Consider the following 18036-nt stretch of genomic DNA (forward strand, 5'->3'; position numbering starts at 1 on the left):
CTCTGAAGTTATTCTATGCCTGCCGTTCCAGGGCAGGTTCCGGTTCCGTTGCCTTGTTGAACCGGCGGTAGACCGTGTCGGACGGACGTCCGACAAGATGATGCTCGACACCGTCCGCGAGTGCCCGGGCGTAGACGGCCATCGCGCCATCCACCGCCTCGATGGTGCGTTCGATATCCTCATCCGTATGGGTGTAGCTCACGACCAGCGAAGGCATCAGCACGCCCCGGCGGATCGTCTCCTGCAGGATCAGCGAGCGGAATGCCTGGGATGGACGCAGGTCCTGGTCGAGCGTTGAATAGACCATGCAGCACGAGCGGCCGGACACCTTTATGTGCCCCTCAAGCCCGTGACGGCGGGCCGCTTGCTCGATGCCCTCGCGCAACAGGTCACCCTGTTGATAGAGGTGATCAATGACGGGCTCGTCCCGGTAAATACGCATGGTGGCAATTGCCGCAGCCAGCCCATGTGTCTCGCCACCGTGCGTGGTGGAAAGCAGGAAGACGCGCGGCCGGTCCGTGTGCTCCAGGCCGCCGAGCCGCATGAATTCACGCTTTCCGGCAAGCGCGGAGACGGAAAAGCCGTTTGCCATCGCCTTGCCGAAACAGGCGAGATCCGGATCGACGGCATAGACGTGCTGCGCACCGTGGCGGTGCCAGCGGAATCCGGTGATCATCTCGTCGAAGATGAAGAGCGCACCGTTCTCGTGACAGATGCGTCTTGCCTCCGCGAGAAAATTGTCGCGCGGCTCGTCCATGCGCGCCGGCTCCATGATCATGGCTGCGATCTGGCCGGGGTGCTTGCGGAAGAGGTCACGCACGCTTTGGATGTCGTTGTAGCGGAAGGTGACGGTCAGCTGCCGGATCGCCTCAGGTATGCCGGCATTCATCGGCGTCGTCCCGATGAACCAGTCGTCCGTCGAGAAGAACGGATGATCGGCGCAGATGGCGATCAGGTCACGTCCCGTATAGGCGCGGGAGAGACGGACTGCGGCCGAGGTCGCATCCGACCCGTCCTTGCAGAACTTCACCATCTCCGCATTGGGAAAGAGATCCAGGAAGGTTTCAGCACATTCCACCTCGATCGAAGCGGGCCGAGTGAAGTTGGAGCCAAGTTCCAGCGCCTCGCGTACCGCCCTCAGGACCGGCGGATAAGCGTGACCGAGGCCAACCGCGCGGTTGCCCATTCCGTACTCGATGTATTCGTTGCCGTCCGCATCCCAGACGTGGCAGCCGGAGCCGCGCGCAATGAAGGCAGGCGCCAGGACGGGATACTGGTCGTCCCCCTTGGCATAGGTGTGTGCTCCGCCTGGAATGATTTCGTGTGCCCTGCGATTGAGCCCATTGGACATAGCAAGGCTGATGGATTGCGCCCGCATCCTGCACCTCCGCCCCAAATCAGGCCGCAGTGTAGCGGAGTGGCGTGCAATTGCGCGTCGGCTTTAGGGCGTGGGCGCTACCACTATTGACGAAGTTCAGCGCCAGGCGGGCGAGGGGTAGTTTCTACCTGGGTATGGAATTCAATCGGATTGAATCGTCATGATCAGGTCAGGCACGACGCTGACGATGCGATCCGGCAAGGCGGGGCAGGGCATTCCTGTTGATTGGCTGAATCCGGAGGCATCACACAGCTTCACCCTGATGGGGGAGGCTACCAATGCTTGAGCGCAGTCAGGTGCAGGTCATTCCGGGCCAGAGGTTCTTCTCTGACAGCCGGGACCGGGACTACATCAAGTTTTCAGACATCAAGCAGTTTCTGTGGCGGTTCGCGCCGTTCATCTTCAGCTGCGCCGCAATCGGCGGGGCGCTAGGCCTGTTCTACATCGTGACCGGCGACCCGATCTATACGGCTCGAACCCAGATCCTGATCGAGCCCAAGATTCCGCAGCTCCTGAACCAGCAGTCCGAGATCAACCTCTCGCTCGATACGTCCCAGGTGGAGACCCAGATCGCCGTTCTCCGTTCGGAGAAGATCGCCAACATGGTGATCGATGAACTGGACCTCATGAACAATTCGAGGTTCACCCCGCTCTCCGGAGCACCACTGAGCGTGCGCTTCGAACGGCTTTGGTACCTCCTTGGGCTGAGCAGTACGCCGACCAGGTCGACCGAGGCAATGGAAGCGGCACGCCGTGCCGCCCGGGAGCGAAGACTGCGGGCCGGAAGCGAGCAGGGGGAACGGCCGGTCATCAAAGACGGTGAGATTGACCCAGAGTTTGAGAAGCGCCGCGAGGTCGTCTGGAATTTTGAAGACGGGCTTTCGGTATCACGCGCTGGCGTGTCCTATGCGATCGACATCTGGTTTCAGGCGCGTGATCCTGAACTTGCAGCCAGGATTGCCAACGCGACCGCCGGGGCGTTCGTGCGCGAACAGCTTGAGACACGCACCGAAGCCGCGAGTGAAGGTCTGCGCTGGCTCGAGTCGCGCATCCAGGAAGTTCGCGGTCAGATGAACCATGCCACCAAGATGGCGCAGGAATTCCGCGCCCGCCACGACTTCAGCATCAGGGATCCGCAGTCCCAGGAGGGACCTACCCTTGAAGAACTGGAAGTGACGGCTGAAACCTACCGCAAGATGTATGAAAGTCTGCTGGCGGCCTTCACCAGTTCGGTGAACCAGCAGCCGTATCTCATCGCCGACGCCCGCGTGATCAGCGAGGCGACCAGGCCTCTCGTGCAAAGTCATCCGCGCAAGACGCTGACCATGGCCTTTGGCGTCACGGCGGGTCTGCTGATCGGTCTCGGACTGGCGATCGCGCGACAGCTGACGGACCGCAGCCTGCGCACCCATAGGCAGGTGCAGGACGAACTCGGGCTCGACGCCATTGCCGAGCTGCCCGTCGTCCGGCTGCGCGGCCACGGCTTCGGCCGGTTCCTTGAGGTGCAGAGAAAGCCGCATTCGACCTTCACGCGGAGCCTGCGAGAGGCGATGCGGACGATCATGGTCGCTGATCCTACCGGCAGCGTGCGGGTGATTGGTGTCGTCTCTGCACTGCCGACCGATGGCAAGAGCACTGTTGCCTGCAACCTCGCGGCCATATCGGCGGGCGCCGGCAAGCGAACTCTGCTCATTGATGCAGATTCCGACAAGCCGGTTCTGAGCCGCTATTTCGGCAAGGATGCGCGCCGTCAGGAAACGGGTGGCTTCTCGTTCCTGCCAAGCTCGTCCATCCAGGTGCACGAGCTCATCATGGGCGGCTCGCATGCTCTGACTTCCTGCAAGGACTACCAATGCATCATCGTGAACCTGCCACCGCTTACCTCGGATGTACCCTTTGTCGAGGCGGCGGGGCTTGTGGATGCGGTGGTGATCGTTGCCGAGTGGGCGAGGACACCCGTCGAAATGCTGACGGAGCTTGTTGATGAGTTGCGTTCTGCCAAGGTCTCTATGCCGGGCGTGATCATGACCAAGGTTCGCAGTCTATCTTCGCTGCGCTACCGCAAGCGGCTGTTCTGGTGGGCCCGCTGAGGAATTTCTGACTGTAACGATCGTTTTGAAAAGACCCATCTGCCGGCTGCAGGTGGGTCTTTCTCTATGATCCGGGCACCTCTTTTTGAGGGGAGTTTTGGAGGGGTAGGAGTGGCCACTGCATGTAGGTGTAAGCGGGGTAGCTGATAGGCGTATCCCTCACCAATGCACCCTAGGCGGCTACCTCCTTTGCCTTCCTTGATGCAAAGCCCCTGCAATTGAAAACTGTCCCTGGGATGCAATGCGATTCAGCACTGCCATGGGTGGGTAAAATGAGCAGACATATCCAACGCTCGGGGTTGAAGGACTTTGGCGGCATATCTCGGCCAGAGGACCGGAAGCAGAATGTACGTGCATGCGCCGGTGGCGAACTGGGTGGTTCGACCAACATGAGTGTATTTGCGGGGGAGGATGTAACTGTGCTCGTCGCAGGCAATGATCAGACATCGTTGCATGGGTACGGATACCGGTCGGGCGACTCGCGCCCTGCGCCCATGGGCGGCGCACGAAAGCGCATGCTTGACCTCTTCGTCGCCATTCTGGCGCTCTTTCTCTCGCTGCCGATCATGCTGATTGCCATGGCCATGATCAAGGCGACGATGGGCGGGCCGGTGTTCTTCAAGCACAGGCGCGTGGGCTTCGATGGTAAGCCCTTCTACTGCTACAAGTTCCGGACCATGGTGACCAACGGCAACGAGGTTCTCGAGGCCTATCTGCGCGACAATCCGGAAGCCAGGAAGGAATGGGAGGAAACGCGCAAGCTGCGCAGGGATCCCCGCATCACCTTCGTTGGCCTGATGTTGCGCAAGTCGAGCATCGACGAACTGCCCCAGCTCTTCAACGTGCTGAAGGGCGAGATGAGCTGTGTGGGGCCGAGGCCGATCGTGACGGAAGAGCTGGAGCGCTATGGCAGTGCGGCAGCCGTCTACCTTGCGATGCGGCCTGGCATGACCGGTCTCTGGCAGACGAGTGGTCGCAGCTGCGTCGACTATGCCCGGCGCGTCGCCTTCGACGTTTCCTACTGGCAGAACTGGTCGCTGGTGCAGGACCTCTACATTCTCGCCAAGACTGTCGTGGTCGTCGCCAATTTCCGGGAGGCGGCCTGAGCCCGCCGAATTGTCTGAAGTGCAGTTCAGGATGGAACGCCGGCGTCCGCTCCTCTTTCAGCCCTACTTCCTGCGCTCCAGCGCTGCCGATGCGGCAAGTCCTGCCAGGTATCCGGCATGTTCCGCGATGAGGAGAAGAAGGCCCCGGGTGAGAAGGGCGCTTGGCGTCATGTCCACCAGCCAGACGCAGGCAAAGGTTCCCACCACGATCACCAGTGTGAGGGCCAGGAGTGCCGGCGCACGAAAGCGAAAGCCGACCATGAAGCCAAGGATAGCGACAGCGGCAGCTAGGCCTAGGAGCAACGCAGAGTCCCTTCGTCGTGACTGGATAATGCAGCAGATAGTCTGCGCCGCAGACAAAAGCAGAGAATTGGCAGCTTGTGAAGTGGACTTTGAGGGTCCCGCCGTCAACACGCAGGGATGCGGGGGGAATACCTGATGCAACCGTCGGTAATGGGGTTCGTCGTTTGCGTGGCGCTTTTCTGCGGAGCGAAGCTCTTCCGCAGCTCCATCCTGGTTGCCCTCATGGCGTCACTAGCATTTGGATCAACCGCCATCGCGTCATTGCCGAGCCTCGGTGGTTCTTCCCCGCTGATCTACACGGTCTTCTGCGGCCTTCTGGTGCTCAGCGTCGTATGGCACCGCACTGCGCTGCAGGACCTGGGCAGGGCCTTCACCAACTATCCCGCCTTCTGGCTGGTAACGTTGCTGATGGTCTATGCTGTCATCAGCTGCGTTTTCTTTCCACGCATCTTCGCTGGGCAGACCAGTGTATTCGTGCCGACCAAGCTCGGCGTAAGTGAGCTAGCCCTTGCGCCTGTGTCGGGCAACATTTCGCAAACCGGCTACTTCGTCCTGGGCGGCATCACCTTCATGGCCGTCTCGCTGCTGTTGATGCGAGGCGTTTCAATTGATGATGTTCGCAAGGGCTTCTTCGCCTGGGTGTTCTGTCACACCGCAATGGGTGTACTCGACCTTGCCGGCAAGATGGCTGGGCTGGGGGATATCCTTGAGCCGATCCGCACCGCCAGCTATGCCATGCTGACCGAGGCGCAGATGTCCGGTTTCTGGCGCATCGCGGGTGCGCAGGCCGAGGCGTCTGGGTTCGCCGGCGTATCGCTGGCATGTCTGCCGTTCTGTTATGTCTATTGGCGTCGGACCGGGTCGCGGCTGGCTTTGCGGCTCGGGCTCGTGCTTCTGATCCTCGTCATCTTCTCAACCTCGTCCACCGGATATGTTGGGCTCGCTATTCTCAGCATTCCGGTGATGCTGTCGCTTCTGCGCTCGATCGGCCGCCAGTGGCTTTCCTCTGCGGATGTTCTCATCCTTGCCTTGTTCGCCATGGGGTTCTTCGCGGTGCTCCTGATCCTGGTGACGTACCCAAGATTCTTTGATCCGTTTCTGACCCTCTTCGACACCAGTGTGACCAACAAGATGCAAAGCTCCTCAGGCCAGGAACGCATGTACTGGAACATCAAGAGCCTGCAATCGATGATCGATACGCGCGGGCTCGGGGTAGGTTTCGGCAGTTCGCGTGCATCCAGCTGGCCGATCGCAGTGGTTTCCCAGCTGGGCATAGCCGGTTCGATGCTGATGGCCTTGGCGGTATTCATGCTCACGCGAGAGACCAGGGCCTTTCGCCTTAACGCGGATCCTGAGACCCAGGCTGTCGTTGCCGCAACGCGAGCAGCCGTTTTGGGAGGCCTTGTCGCAAGTTCGATGGTCAGCGGTACGCCAGATCCGGGCATCCTCTTCTTCGTGAGCCTTGCAGTAAGCACCTGCGTTCAGGCGCGATATGCTGACCAGCGCGGAGTCATGACGGCAGGCATCAGGCATTATCCGGCCTGATTCATATCGAGCTGCATGAAATAAAGGAGTTCAGCAGACCCTTCCGATCATCTCCTGACTGAGGAGGTGATCGAAACAGTGTCGGCATTGGTCGTGGCAGCCTGCTTCATGGAGACGAGTACCTCGACCTTGATCGTGTCGCCCGGAAGTACCGGCGTGGACTCGTTGGCCAGAATGACGACCGGATTGCCGCTCTCGTCCGTTCTGAGGATCGTGTACTTGACCTGTTCCGACGGGACAGGGGCGAGAAGCTCGCTTTCGTGCAGGAGATGGAGTGCGGTATCCGCCTTCCGGTTTGTAGCCGCAAGCGAAGCCTCCGTTTCCCGCAGGCTGGTCGCCACTTCGTTGGCGTGACTGGTGCGCAGTTGCACCTTTTGCAGTTCGGTCCGGCTGATCTCCTGGCGGGCCCGCAACAGGCTCGTTTCCGCCGTCAGCCGCTGGCTCCGCATGCCAGCCAGCGCTCGTTCCAGCTCCATCTGCCGGGGGGCCGGTGCGATGCCTCTGGCGACCAGCGAGGTCACGTTGGCCAGTTCCTTCTCGATGGAAGCGATCTGCGTGTCGAGGAAGCCAAGCTGCTTTTCGAGGGCCACCAACTCGGCCTCGAGGAAGTTGTTCAGGTCGTCAAGCGCCTGGATCTGCGTCTGGATAGCTCGCTGTCGCGACTCGAAGATGAAGCGTTCCTGCGTCATCGACTGCATGGCGACGACATCATCGCCAAGTCCCGTCAGATCCTCGGGAAAGCTGATCTTCTCGGCACCATTGATCTCCGCTTCCAGTCGCGCTCGGCGGGCGAGCAGGGTGAGCCTTTCCAGGCCGATGAGGCTGATCTCGCCACGGCTCTGGATGCGCTCGCGCTCGAGGCGCATGAAACGGTCGGCCTCTCGCCTGAGCCCCCCGGCAAGGCTCACCGCCTGCAGGATCGTCAGGTCAGGCCGATACGGAAATGCGCCTGGCTGGGTGATTTCGCCCAGGATGAAGAAGGGACGGAACTCCACCACCTCGACGGAGGCATCCGGCCGGCGGCCGAGCCCCATCCGCTCCATAAGACGGTCACCGATCTGCTCGGAAATCTCCGTGGGTGTCTGCCCGGCTGCCGTTACTTCGCCGGCAAAGGGCAGGGAGAGGTTGCCGTTCGCCCCCACGACGAACACGTCGTTCAGCGCCTTCCATTCGAAAATTTCGTCACGCGTCGCGCGCCACTCGAAGATCTTGATGCGCACCTTGTCCTGGGGACCGAGCCTGTAATCGTCGGCCTCTGCCCTGAGGGCCGTGGTCGAAGCGAGTGCGAAGATGAGTGCTGAAATCCCGGTCCTTGCGAGTGATGCATAAGACCTGTTCGTCCGTTTGACGGTCATGCGTTCACTCCTCAAAGATGGATCACATATTCGGGCTCGATGCGCCCCCGTAGCAGATGCGTAAGCGCAAGCAGGTTGCCCCGAAGCCTCCCGCGCCGGTCGATGTAGGGTTCCGGGCGGATGCTGTGCAGCAGGTTTGCCGCAAGATTGCGCAGCATCAACGGCAGAAGGAACCTTGCCGGCACGGTGCCCTTGCGCACCAGGTAAACCGGGTTGATCACCTGCGAATAGCCGAAGCGCGTGCCGCTCACGCGACCCGCCTTGATGCCCAGATGAACGCCGCGGATGATGTCGACGCCAACCACATCGCCGCGCATCCTGAGCTGGCTGGTGAAATCGATATCTTCCTGCCAGCCATAGAGCACGAGACGCTCGTCGAAGCGCAGGGTACCGATGGCGCTCGCCCGAATGGACATGTTGCATCCATAGGCGCCGACGTGTCGCTTCACCCGGCCCTCTTCAAGCAGGTGACGCGACAGCTGGTTGACGATGGCCATGCCCTGGTCCCAGCTCAGCCCCTCGTTGCGGGCGCCATCTTCCACGACGTGGCCCATGACGACGACCCAGTTGGTCATCTTCCGGAACGCTTCCTCGACCAGATCGAGATAGTCCCGGGCCGGGATGAAGTCATCGTCGAGGAAGGTGACGATGTCACAGTGCCCAAGCACGTGCTCGATGCCGGCATTGCGTTGCGCCGACGACCCACGTGGTCCGATCACATGATCGACAGGGAAGGGCAGTGATGGGTTCGGATCCGGCAGATGGGATGGATCTGGAACGGATAAAACGACCAGATCCGGGAGACGGTCCTGCTGGGCAAGTTCCTCCAGCAAACGTCCCGCAATTTCCCTGCGCCCCAGTGTGGCGATGATCACTGCCAGTCTCATGACGAGCCCCCGCCCGATGTCGTTGAATGATTTGTTGTCGGGTACTTTAGGAGTGTCACTGGCCAAGTTCACCCTGCGCATTAGTGGGAGCCAGGGTGCCCGTGTTCCACCAAGGGATAGGCCCTTCAACCATTGGACTGCATGTCGACCAATTGCTTCCCCGCAGCTACGCCCCAAGGCCTGCTTGCAATTAGATGGCCCGAAAGCCGAACCTCTCCGCCTCAGGCAACGCTCTTTTTTCGACGGCATGCGTGGCAAATGGCTTGAGGGGGGAATTGATGCAGCAAGCTGTTCGCGTGGCAGCCGAAATCCATCCGCATGAACCGGCCGCAGGCTGCGTCATCGATCCGAACAAGCGGGTTGCGATCGTGCATGACTGGTGCCCCGATTTCCGGGGCGGCGAGCGGGTGCTCGCCAGACTCTGCAAGCTCTTTCCGGGTGCCGATGTCTTTACGCTGTTCGACTTCCTGAAGCCCGAGATCAAGGCGGAGCATTTTCCAGGCGTGCGGTTCGAGACGTCTGTCGCCAACCGGCTGCCGGGCGTGCGCAGATACTATCGCCACCTTTTCCACTTCTGCCCGTTCCTGATCGAGCAGTTCGATGTGACGCGTTATGACCTGGTAATCTCGTCCTCGGCCGCGTTTTCCCGCGGCGTGCTCACCCGTCCGGACCAGCCCCACATCAGTTACGTCCATAGCCCGGTGCGCTATGCGTGGGACGAGCAGTTTTCCTATCTCGATCAGGCGAAGCTGGGTCTTGGGCCGAAGGGGCTGCTGGTGCGCTGGATGCTGCACCGGTTGCGCATGTGGGATGCCCGTACTGCGCATGGCCCAGACCTGATGCTCGCCAATTCCAACTATGTGCGCCGGCGCATCGGCCGAATCTATGGCCGCGATGCGGACGTGGTCTTTCCACCCGTCGCCGTGGATGAAATGCCATTCCGCCCGGTGAAGGACGACTATTATGTGACGGCCTCCTTCCTTGCGCCTTACAAGCGCACGGATCTGGTCATCAAGGCGTTCCGCGCCATGCCGCATCTGAAGTTGGTTGTCGTTGGCGAAGGCCAGCAGCTGGCGCAGCTGAAGGAACTGCAGGCGCCGAACATCCAGTTCACCGGCTACCTCGCGCGTGACGAATACGTGAATACGATCGCAGGCGCGAAGGCCATGGTGTTCGCAGGCTGCGAAGACTTCGGCATCGCGCTCGCCGAAGCCCAGGCAAGCGGAACGCCACTCATAGCCTTTGGGCGCGGTGGCGCAGTGGATATCGTCCGGCCGCTTGGCTCAGAACCCAATCCGACCGGCGTTCTCTTCGCGCATCAGACTGAGGAAGCAATCATCCGGGCGGTAGGCGACTTTGAACGGAGCGGCCACGCGATCCGCCCGGAAGCCTGCCGGATGAACGCGGAGCGCTTTTCTGAAGAAGCCTTCGATGAAGGCATACGGGCGGCGGTGCGTACGGTTCAGGCGACCTTTGCGGGCACGGCAGGACGTGCCATGACCGAGGCGGAATCCATCGCCGCCATCAGTTCAAGGTAGTCAAGCGCCGAAGCCTTCCAGCTGAAGCGCAGAGCCTGTTCACGACCCGCCGCAATCAGCGACCGGCGCAGGCCTTCCTCGCGGCGAAGTCGGCGGAAACAAGCCATCCACGCATCCGGATCTTCGGGATCTGAATAGAGAGCAGCCGGGCCACAGACTTCCGGCAAGCTCGTCCTGTCCGAAGTAACGACCGGGCAGCCCAGACTCATGGCTTCCAGCGGCGGCAGGCCGAAACCCTCTACGAAGGAGGGGAAGGCGAGACAGAGGCTGTTTTGAAGAAGGGCGGCGAGCGCATCATCCGACAGCCGTCCAAGCGTCATGACATTGCTGGGCAGGGCGCGCTGACTGCTGTTCGCGAATACGCGCGGATCGCAGGAGCCGACTAGGGCGACGCGAAACCCTTCTTCCGCCAGTTGGTCGGCCATGCCAAGGATCAGGCCGACATTCTTGTGCGGGGCGTTGCTGCCCAGAAGCACGATCGTGTCCGGCCCGCAGGCTGAAGCCGTTGCAACCGTGTGTTCGGGTGTCCATCGAGTTGTGTGCTCGTGTCCGTTGGGGATGACGGCGATAGCCTTTCGCGGCCTGAGACCGTACGTTTCCATCAGCGAGGCGGAAAAGCGGGAAACCGTGACCACCTGCGCGACCCGTCCCACCAGCAGTGGCGTCATTACCCGGTAGAGCAGGCGGAACGCGCGGGAATAGCTTTGGGGGAACATTCGCGTATTGAGATCATGGACGCAGACCACCTGACGCGACTTCAGCACCGGACCGGTGTTGCACAGGCTGATGAGCCCACCGCGCGCGTGGATCGGCAGGATCAGCTGCTCCCACGCATGGCCTGTCAGCGGTCCGACAGTTTTCACCCGGATGGATCTGAGGGGCGGCGCCTTGGCATCAGGCGGCAGCAGAAGCTCGACCTTCACCCGCTGGCGCAGCATCTGGCTTCCGCTGAGTTGCTCATCCATCGCCATGAGGATCTCACGCGCATAGCGCTGAACGCCCGTCAGTGTCTGGCTCAGGAAACGCCCGTTGATGGTCCATTCTGTCGGCATGCCCAATCCCCCGTTTTGCAAGAGCGTAGCTGAGACAAGCATTTAGCGGCACCGCAACAATGGGTGATGGCGTCTGCGCCCGCCGTCAGGCGCAGTGGTGATGTGCTATCCATGTGAGGTAGGTATTACCCCTATTGCATGAACGCCTTTGCCGGGCTCCTACTGCCAACTGGTTTCTAGGCACGGGTGCACCGTAACCATAGCATTCCCTCACCATACCGGACATCGCTCTGCCAGATGGGATCAATCCCTCGGCTCGCGATGAACTTCAGGTCAACGTCTCCCGTGCCCTCGCAGAGCGCATGGGAATCCGGTTTGGCTGGACCATGGGGGGACCATGACAGACGGGTACGTCGCGGATTTTTCGCTGGCGCTCATCAACCGGACTGGCGCGTATTACGTGTGCCGGGATCTCGTCCGTGGTCTGCCCGATCACTTCTCCGCCATCCGCTATTGGCGGTTTTTCCGCAGGTCCGAACCGGACGGGATTGTTCGCAAGCTGCTTGGCCGTGCAATGCTGATGGACCTGCGCAGGCTGGCTGAGGGCGAGCGCTGGCGGAAGAGGGGATTGCATTCGGGAAAAGACCCAACGGTCTACCTTGACCCGCTCTACGTGCTCGGGAACGATCTCAAGTGGTCGGATGTGGTGCTATGTCATGACGTCGGACCGATCACCCATCCCGAACTCTACGAGCCGGGCACCGTTGCCCTCTACAAGAGCGCCTATGCCAAGATCCGGCAGGCGAGACCCGGCATGGTCTTCGTGTCCTATGCCTCACTCCTGGAGTTCGTCCGGCTCTATGGCCGCGGCTTCCGCTTCATGCGCGTCATTCCGCTTTATGTGCGCAAGGACCTGGGTATCGGGGAGGACGCCCGGCCCCAGGACGTGAACAGGCCTTTCCTGCTGACCGTGGCTGCGCTCGAAACCCGAAAGAACCTTGAGCGCTCGATTGAAGCGTTCGTAGAGTCAGGGCTCAGGGAACAGGGCTATTCCTACATTCTGTGCGGACCGCGCGGCAATGCAACGAAAGAGATCACCGAGCTCGTGAACGCAACACCCGGCGTGCAGCTGCTCGGTTATCTGCCGGATGCGGAACTGCGCTGGCTCTACCGGAATGCTGCGGGCTTCGTGCTGCCGAGCCTGCTTGAGGGATTTGGTCTGCCGGCGCTTGAGGCCGGAGCCTACGGTCTTGTGCCGCTCGTCAGCCAGTCCAGCGCGCTGACAGAAGCGGTAGGCGAAGGGGCGGTTCCTGTCGACCCGCTCTCGGTTTCATCCATTTCAGAGGGGATGGTGAAACTGGTCACGATGGAGGAGAGCGAGCGCGAGCAGCGTCTGGCGCAGATACGACGGCAGATCGATATGCTCACGTTCGACCGCTTCCTGTTGCGCTGGAGTCAATTGTTACACACCCGTGGGGAGGATGGGGTATGAACGCGACGGCAATGCTGCGCAGGATGGCAGGGGCGGGAGCGGCTGCAATCAACCGGGAAACCGTTCAGCCGGAGATAGGACAGCGCGGCAATGTTCAGCGCCGCTGGACCATCAATGGCGATTTCCTGCGCTCCAAGCCGAACGGCGTGGCGCGGCACGCTCGCGAAACAGTGCTGGCTCTGGATCAGCTCGTCCGGGAGCAGCATCCGCTGACGCAGGGCCTGAGCCTCACACTCGTTTCCCCTTGCGAACCGGACGACGACTTCCGTTTAAGCGCGATAACTCAAAAGGTTGTCCCGGAATATTCACGTCCTCGGTTGCCGCAGTTCTGGGTCCAATGTCAGCTCCCCTTCCATGTGGAGGGCGGGCTCTTGAGCTTGTGCAACCTCGCGCCCGTTTCCATCGCGCGGCAGATCGTCTGTATCCATGATCTCCACACCTATATCATGCCGGAAAGCTACGGGCGCGGGTTCCGCTGGACGCACCGGCTGGTGCTGCCGATCCTCGGGCGGCGGGCGCGCAGGATCGCGACCGTCTCGCGTTACTCCCGCGAAAGCATCCTGGACTATCGCGTCGCACATCCGGAGAATCTGAGCGTCGTCTACAACGGCTGCGACCATGTCCGGCGCTGGCGGCCAGAGGCCTCCACGCTTCGTCTTACCGGTCGACCCTACGTGCTCTGCCTGGGGCAACCGCAGCCCTACAAGAACCTTCAACTGGCGCTGGCGCTGCTGCCGGAGCTTGAAGAACTGGGGCTTGACCTCGCTATTGCCGGTGACATTGATGAGGATTACATCCGCGAGAAGCTGGGCGAGGTACCCGACAACCTGCGCCTGCTCGGGCGCGTGAGCGACGACGATCTCGCCAGAGCCTACAGCAAGGCGTTCTGCTTCCTTTTCCCGTCGCGGATCGAAGGTTTTGGCCTGCCGGCACTGGAGGCGATGATGCACGGGTGCCCGGTGATCGCATCGCGGGCCGCAGCCATCCCTGAAATCTGTGAGAATGCGGTGGTCTATGGCGGGGTCGACAGCCCGGGCGAATGGATTGCAGCGCTGCGGATGCTGATCGCGCAGCCGAAGATGCGAGCCGGCCTGTCGGAGGATGCCAGGAAACAGGCCAGCCGATACACATGGGCCGGCGTTGCGAAACGCTACCTGCAACTGATGTCGATGGTGGATGCGGCCGACCACGTTTCAGAGCATAACAGCGACTGAGAGTGGATCTGTTGCCATGCCCAGCGTCGATGTTGCCATTCCCTGCTACAACTACGCGCATTTCCTCCCGGACGCCGTGGAAAGCGTACTCTCTCAGGGTGTCGACGAGCTACGCATCCTCATCATCGACAACGCCTCGACCGATGGCAGCGCTGAGATCGCCTGTGGGCTTGCGGAGCGGCATGCGGAGATCCAGGTCTCTGTTCATGAAACAAACCTAGGCGCGACTGCTAGCTATAACGAGGGGATCGACTGGGCGGAGGCGGACTATTTCCTGCTGCTGGACGCTGACGACATGCTGGCGCCGGGAGCGCTGCGTCGCGCCCTCCGCATCATGGAACAGAAACCTGAGGTGGTGTTCACCTACGGTATCGAGTTGCATTGTCCGGATGGAATTGTCACCAAACCCTTGAGCGACACGGAAGACGCAAGCTGGACGATCTCGTCGGGACGCCAATTCATTGAGGAACTTTGCCGGATCCCGATCGATATCGTCGGGCCGAACACGGTCGTTCGCAGAACGAGTGCTCAAAAAGCTGCCGGCCACTACCGCGATACGCTGCACTATTATGATGATCTCGAACTCTGGCTGCGGCTCGCGATGCTTGGCGACGTGGCCAACACGGGCGAGATCCAGGCGCTGCGCCGCATTCACACCGGCCAGCACTCGCAACAATACCGGACCCAGCTGCAGCGCGATTTTCATGAACGGGAGGCAGCCTTCATGAGCTTCTTCGCTCATGAGGGCGAAGCCTTCCCGAACCGGTCAAAGCTGAAGCATCAGGTCCTGACCCAACTCGGCAAGCACGCCTACTGGTCATCACTGTCGCACTACTATCGGGGACACAAGGATGTCGCGGCGGAACTCATGAGATACGCGCGTAAGCGTCGGGGGCTGGCAGGTCTCGTCCCGCCACTCGACTGGCTCTTCAGCATGAACCATCCTCTGGAGCGTCTGATTCAGATCCTGCGAGAGGGCGGAGCCCGGTAGGAGCCCCACCCAGTAAGCTCTATCTCACCGATTGCTTGCTGCGCGCGAGCTGAAGCCAGCCCAGAATGTGACGAATTTCCTCTGTCAGCGGATGCGCCGTCAGCCAAAGGCCGAACAGCCATCCCGCCAGTCCGGAGCTGATGCAGAGGAAGATCGGAAGAATTGCAATGCCATTGAGCGGCACGGCGAGCGTCATCGCGAAGGCTGCCGAAGCACCGCAGAGCGCCACGACGAGGCTTGGCTGAAGCGATTTCGCCAATTCGTTCCACGGCACGTTAATGTGCTTGCGGATGAAATAGAGTGAGACCAGCGCCTGGAAGGGCATGATGATGAAGAGACTGTAGGCAACCGCTTTCAGCCCGATGAACGCGGCCATGAAGGTGATCAACACCGATATCGGGGCGACGATCAGCGTCCTCAGGAACATGTCGCGCACGGCACCGAGCGACACCAGGATCGGATAGTTGAGGTCGAAGCCAAGCGAGAAGATCAGCGCGAAGGCGATGATGCGCACCAGCGGCACCGCTTCCAGCCATTGATTTCCAAGCACGATGATGACTACCGGCTCCGCCAGGATTGCTAGCAGGCAGAGCGCCGGCCAGAGAATGCCGCTGACGATCTCAAGTGCCATGAGATAAGGCGCTTTCAGGTCGCGGCCCTTGCGCACCTCTGCTGCAAAGGCCGGTAGAATGACGGCGCCGGCGCCCCCGAGGATCACCCGGTCTGGGAGCTGGCAGACCAGAAGGCTACGGCTGTAGATGGCCACGTGGTGGAGCGATAGCAGCCGCCCAAGCAGCAGGAACGGTAGCTGCTCGGAAAGGCGGTGCATCACGGTTATCGCGCCGTTGTATCCGCCGAAAGTGAGCATCATCCGCCAGCGCGACAGGCAGGGCGTGAACACCCACAAACGTGGACTGATGATGAGTGAGAGAACGCAGGTGAGGGTGGCGGTTGCGAACCATCCCCACGCGAAACTCATGTAGCTGAAGCCGAACTCGGCAAGAATGATGACCAGGACCGTGGAGACGGCATTGCTGGTGATGTTGATGGTGGCGATCTTTCCGAAGGCCATCTCTCGCCGGAACAGGCTCATGACCGGCGCGGAAAAAACTTCGATCGCAAAGGCCAGCGTGACGATCCGAAGGTAGCTCACGAGCCCTGCGTTCTCATAGATGACGGCAATGGTCGGCGCCGAGAAATAGATGATGAACGACATCACCAGCGTGAAGACGGTCATCATGGTGAAGGCGGTCTGCACATCCTCTTTGGTGATGGTCCTTGCCTGGATGAGGTAATTCGTGCTGACAAATTCGCGGGCGGAGAGGGCAAGTACCATGACGGCCATGCCGACAACCGAGACGCCGACTTCATCCGGCGTCATCAACCGCGAAACAACAACGATACAAATGAAATTTGTCAGCAGCGCAACATAACGCTCCGCAGTGCTGAGCAGCAGCGCAAATCGAACCCCTTCCACGGAAGCACCCCATAGATATTGCGCAGCCCGAGCAAAAATTCGGTTGCGCCAAAAACGTCGCCCGCCTCCTGTTTCGATGAATTCGCACTGCTTGTCAGGTTCGACAAATTGCTCAGTCGACCGTCGAAAGAGGTAGGAGCGGACGGAAAATGGAGCGCTATTGGAGAACTTACGACGGCACCGCTCAGCGCATAGGCTCGATTTGAGAATCCGGCTTCAGGTACCGGAAAAAGGGGGCTGTCATGAAATCTCATCTGAAGTACGCGCTTGTTCTGCTGGCAGGAATGACCACCCATGCGATGGCTGACATCACCTGGGGCATCAACGGGCATCCGATTACCGCCTATCCGGGCATCACGATCGAGGAGCAGATCGGCTACGTGGCGGATCTCGGAATGAAGTCATATCGCGTGAACATTTCCTACCTGGACACGGCCGAACACCTGGCAAGGATCGTGGAGGTGGCAAAGGCACATGGCGTGGAGATCCTGCCGGTCCTGACACCTGGCGAGCTCGATCTGGAACAGATGAGCGCCGACGAACTCTACAAGCGCGCCTTCGATTTTGCCGCTGAGATGGCCAAGCGCTTCGGCAACGACGTCAGCGTCTTCGAACTCGGCAACGAGATGGAGAATTTCGCCATCATCCAGCCCTGCGAGACGCGGGACGACGGTACGCAGTATCCCTGTGAGTGGGGACCTGCCGGCGGTGTCGGACCGCTTGAATATCATGGACCACGTTGGGCCAAGGTGAGCGCCGCGCTCAAAGGCATGTCGGAGGGCATCCACTCGGTCAATCCGGCGATCAAGCGCGCGGTTGGTACCGCGGGCTGGGGCCATGTCGGCGCCTTCGAGCGGATGAAGGCCGACAATCTCGACTGGGATATTTCGGTCTGGCACGTCTATGGCGAAGATCCCGAATGGGCTCTGGACATCATCCAGGATTACGGCAAGCCGATCTGGATCACCGAACTGAACACGCCGCTTGGAAGCGAGAAAGGCGAAGAGGTTCAGGCCAAGGATCTTGATGACATGATGACCAAGATCCGGGAGCTCAGCAAGAAATACAAGGTTGAGGCCGCACACATCTACGAGCTTCTCGACGAGCCCTACTGGGGTGGCTTCGAAGGTGTGATGGGGCTGGTAAAGCTGGTCAACGTTCACGGTGGCTGGGCCACCGGTGCACCGAAGGAAGCCTACCAGACGGTCCGCACCTTCATCCGGGGTGCCGCGGGAAGGCCAACGATCACGCGCAACTGCGAGCTCAAGAAGACCTATGAAGGCGAGCTCATCGATCACCAGATCGAATATTCCTATTGCCTCGTGCTCGGTCGCTGGCCGGATGGACATGGCGCCGCCAGCTGGAAGCGCCGGCTGACGAGCAACGATATGGACGTCTACGATCTGCTCTGGCAGTTGGCCACGTCGGGCGAGTTCAACGCCCGAAACGGGACGCATCGGATGAGCAACACCGCGTTTGTGGGGTTCGTCTTCCAGGTGTTGCTCCTTAGAGAGCCGGACCGCTACGGGCTCACCACTTACGTCAAACAGCTGAACGCCGATGTCCTGAGCCGCGAAAACGTCATCGACGGGATCATCCGCTCAAGCGAGTTCGAGGCCAGACATGCGTCTCTGTTTGAGAAAGCAGACGTAGCAGAAGCAAAATAAA

15 protein-coding genes are annotated in these 18036 nt (G+C 60.6%); 9 read left to right on the forward strand and 6 right to left on the reverse strand.

What is annotated here, in order from left to right:
- Nucleotides 1–13 precede the first annotated feature (13 nt).
- The gene (locus IEX27_RS01840; RefSeq protein WP_188719216.1) at nt 14–1378 is read right to left on the reverse strand and encodes a glutamate-1-semialdehyde 2,1-aminomutase; all 1365 of its coding nucleotides are present in this window, start codon (nt 1376–1378) and stop codon (nt 14–16) included.
- Between the two features lie 160 nt (nt 1379–1538).
- Here IEX27_RS01840 and IEX27_RS21530 point away from each other — a divergent pair, with 160 nt between their 5' ends.
- The 3 genes from IEX27_RS21530 (at nt 1539) to IEX27_RS01850 (ending at nt 4574) form a co-directional block, all read left to right on the forward strand.
- The gene (locus tag IEX27_RS21530; RefSeq protein ID WP_280516437.1) at nt 1539–1664 is read left to right on the forward strand and encodes a hypothetical protein; all 126 of its coding nucleotides are present in this window, start codon (nt 1539–1541) and stop codon (nt 1662–1664) included.
- Nucleotides 1657–3468 carry a Wzz/FepE/Etk N-terminal domain-containing protein gene (locus IEX27_RS01845; protein ID WP_188719217.1) on the forward strand — a complete coding sequence of 604 codons (1812 nt, stop codon included), beginning with the start codon at nt 1657–1659 and terminating at the stop codon, nt 3466–3468. The genes IEX27_RS21530 and IEX27_RS01845 overlap by 8 nt, the downstream gene beginning before the upstream one ends.
- Nucleotides 3469–3740: 272 nt before the next feature.
- Nucleotides 3741–4574 (forward strand): sugar transferase, encoded by an 834-nt coding sequence (locus IEX27_RS01850; RefSeq protein ID WP_244630184.1) that lies wholly within the window; start codon nt 3741–3743, stop codon nt 4572–4574.
- 63 nt (nt 4575–4637) lie between these two features.
- On the opposite strand, the gene IEX27_RS01855 is transcribed toward IEX27_RS01850, so the two are convergent.
- Nucleotides 4638–4877: a hypothetical protein gene (locus tag IEX27_RS01855; protein ID WP_188719218.1), complete on the reverse strand. Its 240-nt coding sequence runs from the start codon at nt 4875–4877 to the stop codon at nt 4638–4640.
- A 135-nt stretch (nt 4878–5012) separates the two neighbouring features.
- Between IEX27_RS01855 and IEX27_RS01860 the strand changes: the two genes are divergently transcribed.
- On the forward strand, nt 5013–6422 hold the full coding sequence (locus tag IEX27_RS01860; RefSeq protein ID WP_188719219.1) for a hypothetical protein: 1410 nt from the start codon (nt 5013–5015) through the stop codon (nt 6420–6422).
- Nucleotides 6423–6469: 47 nt separating this feature from the next.
- On the opposite strand, the gene IEX27_RS01865 is transcribed toward IEX27_RS01860, so the two are convergent.
- A complete protein-coding gene (locus IEX27_RS01865) occupies nt 6470–7777 on the reverse strand; it encodes a polysaccharide biosynthesis/export family protein (protein ID WP_188719220.1) in 1308 nt (435 codons plus the stop codon).
- 11 nt (nt 7778–7788) lie between these two features.
- On the reverse strand, nt 7789–8664 hold the full coding sequence (locus IEX27_RS01870; protein ID WP_188719221.1) for a glycosyltransferase family 2 protein: 876 nt from the start codon (nt 8662–8664) through the stop codon (nt 7789–7791).
- A gap of 278 nt (nt 8665–8942) precedes the next feature.
- On the opposite strand from IEX27_RS01870, the gene IEX27_RS01875 reads away from it, so the two are divergent.
- Nucleotides 8943–10202, forward strand: a complete 1260-nt coding sequence (locus tag IEX27_RS01875; protein ID WP_188719222.1) for a glycosyltransferase — start codon at nt 8943–8945, stop codon at nt 10200–10202.
- Here the strand turns inward: IEX27_RS01875 and IEX27_RS01880 are convergent.
- Nucleotides 10127–11254: a glycosyltransferase family 4 protein gene (locus tag IEX27_RS01880; protein WP_188719223.1), complete on the reverse strand. Its 1128-nt coding sequence runs from the start codon at nt 11252–11254 to the stop codon at nt 10127–10129. The genes IEX27_RS01875 and IEX27_RS01880 overlap by 76 nt on opposite strands.
- Nucleotides 11255–11591: 337 nt before the next feature.
- On the opposite strand from IEX27_RS01880, the gene IEX27_RS01885 reads away from it, so the two are divergent.
- From IEX27_RS01885 to IEX27_RS01895, 3 genes are read left to right on the forward strand one after another with little or no spacing between them, the layout of a single operon-like run.
- Nucleotides 11592–12686 (forward strand): glycosyltransferase family 4 protein, encoded by a 1095-nt coding sequence (locus IEX27_RS01885; RefSeq protein ID WP_188719224.1) that lies wholly within the window; start codon nt 11592–11594, stop codon nt 12684–12686.
- The gene (locus tag IEX27_RS01890) at nt 12683–13900 is read left to right on the forward strand and encodes a glycosyltransferase family 4 protein (protein WP_188719225.1); all 1218 of its coding nucleotides are present in this window, start codon (nt 12683–12685) and stop codon (nt 13898–13900) included. Before IEX27_RS01885 ends, IEX27_RS01890 begins: the two co-directional genes overlap by 4 nt.
- Nucleotides 13901–13916: 16 nt before the next feature.
- Nucleotides 13917–14891, forward strand: a complete 975-nt coding sequence (locus tag IEX27_RS01895) for a glycosyltransferase family 2 protein (protein ID WP_188719226.1) — start codon at nt 13917–13919, stop codon at nt 14889–14891.
- Between the two features lie 19 nt (nt 14892–14910).
- On the opposite strand, the gene IEX27_RS01900 is transcribed toward IEX27_RS01895, so the two are convergent.
- Nucleotides 14911–16368, reverse strand: coding sequence for an oligosaccharide flippase family protein (locus IEX27_RS01900; RefSeq protein ID WP_188719227.1), 1458 nt, complete (start codon nt 16366–16368; stop codon nt 14911–14913).
- 242 nt (nt 16369–16610) lie between these two features.
- Here IEX27_RS01900 and IEX27_RS01905 point away from each other — a divergent pair, with 242 nt between their 5' ends.
- Nucleotides 16611–18035 (forward strand): DUF4214 domain-containing protein, encoded by a 1425-nt coding sequence (locus IEX27_RS01905; protein ID WP_188719228.1) that lies wholly within the window; start codon nt 16611–16613, stop codon nt 18033–18035.
- Nucleotide 18036 lies beyond the last annotated feature (1 nt).

Origin of the sequence: Nitratireductor aestuarii, from assembly GCF_014641695.1 — a bacterium.
In the GTDB taxonomy this organism is placed as follows: Bacteria; Pseudomonadota; Alphaproteobacteria; order Rhizobiales; family Rhizobiaceae; genus Chelativorans; species Chelativorans aestuarii.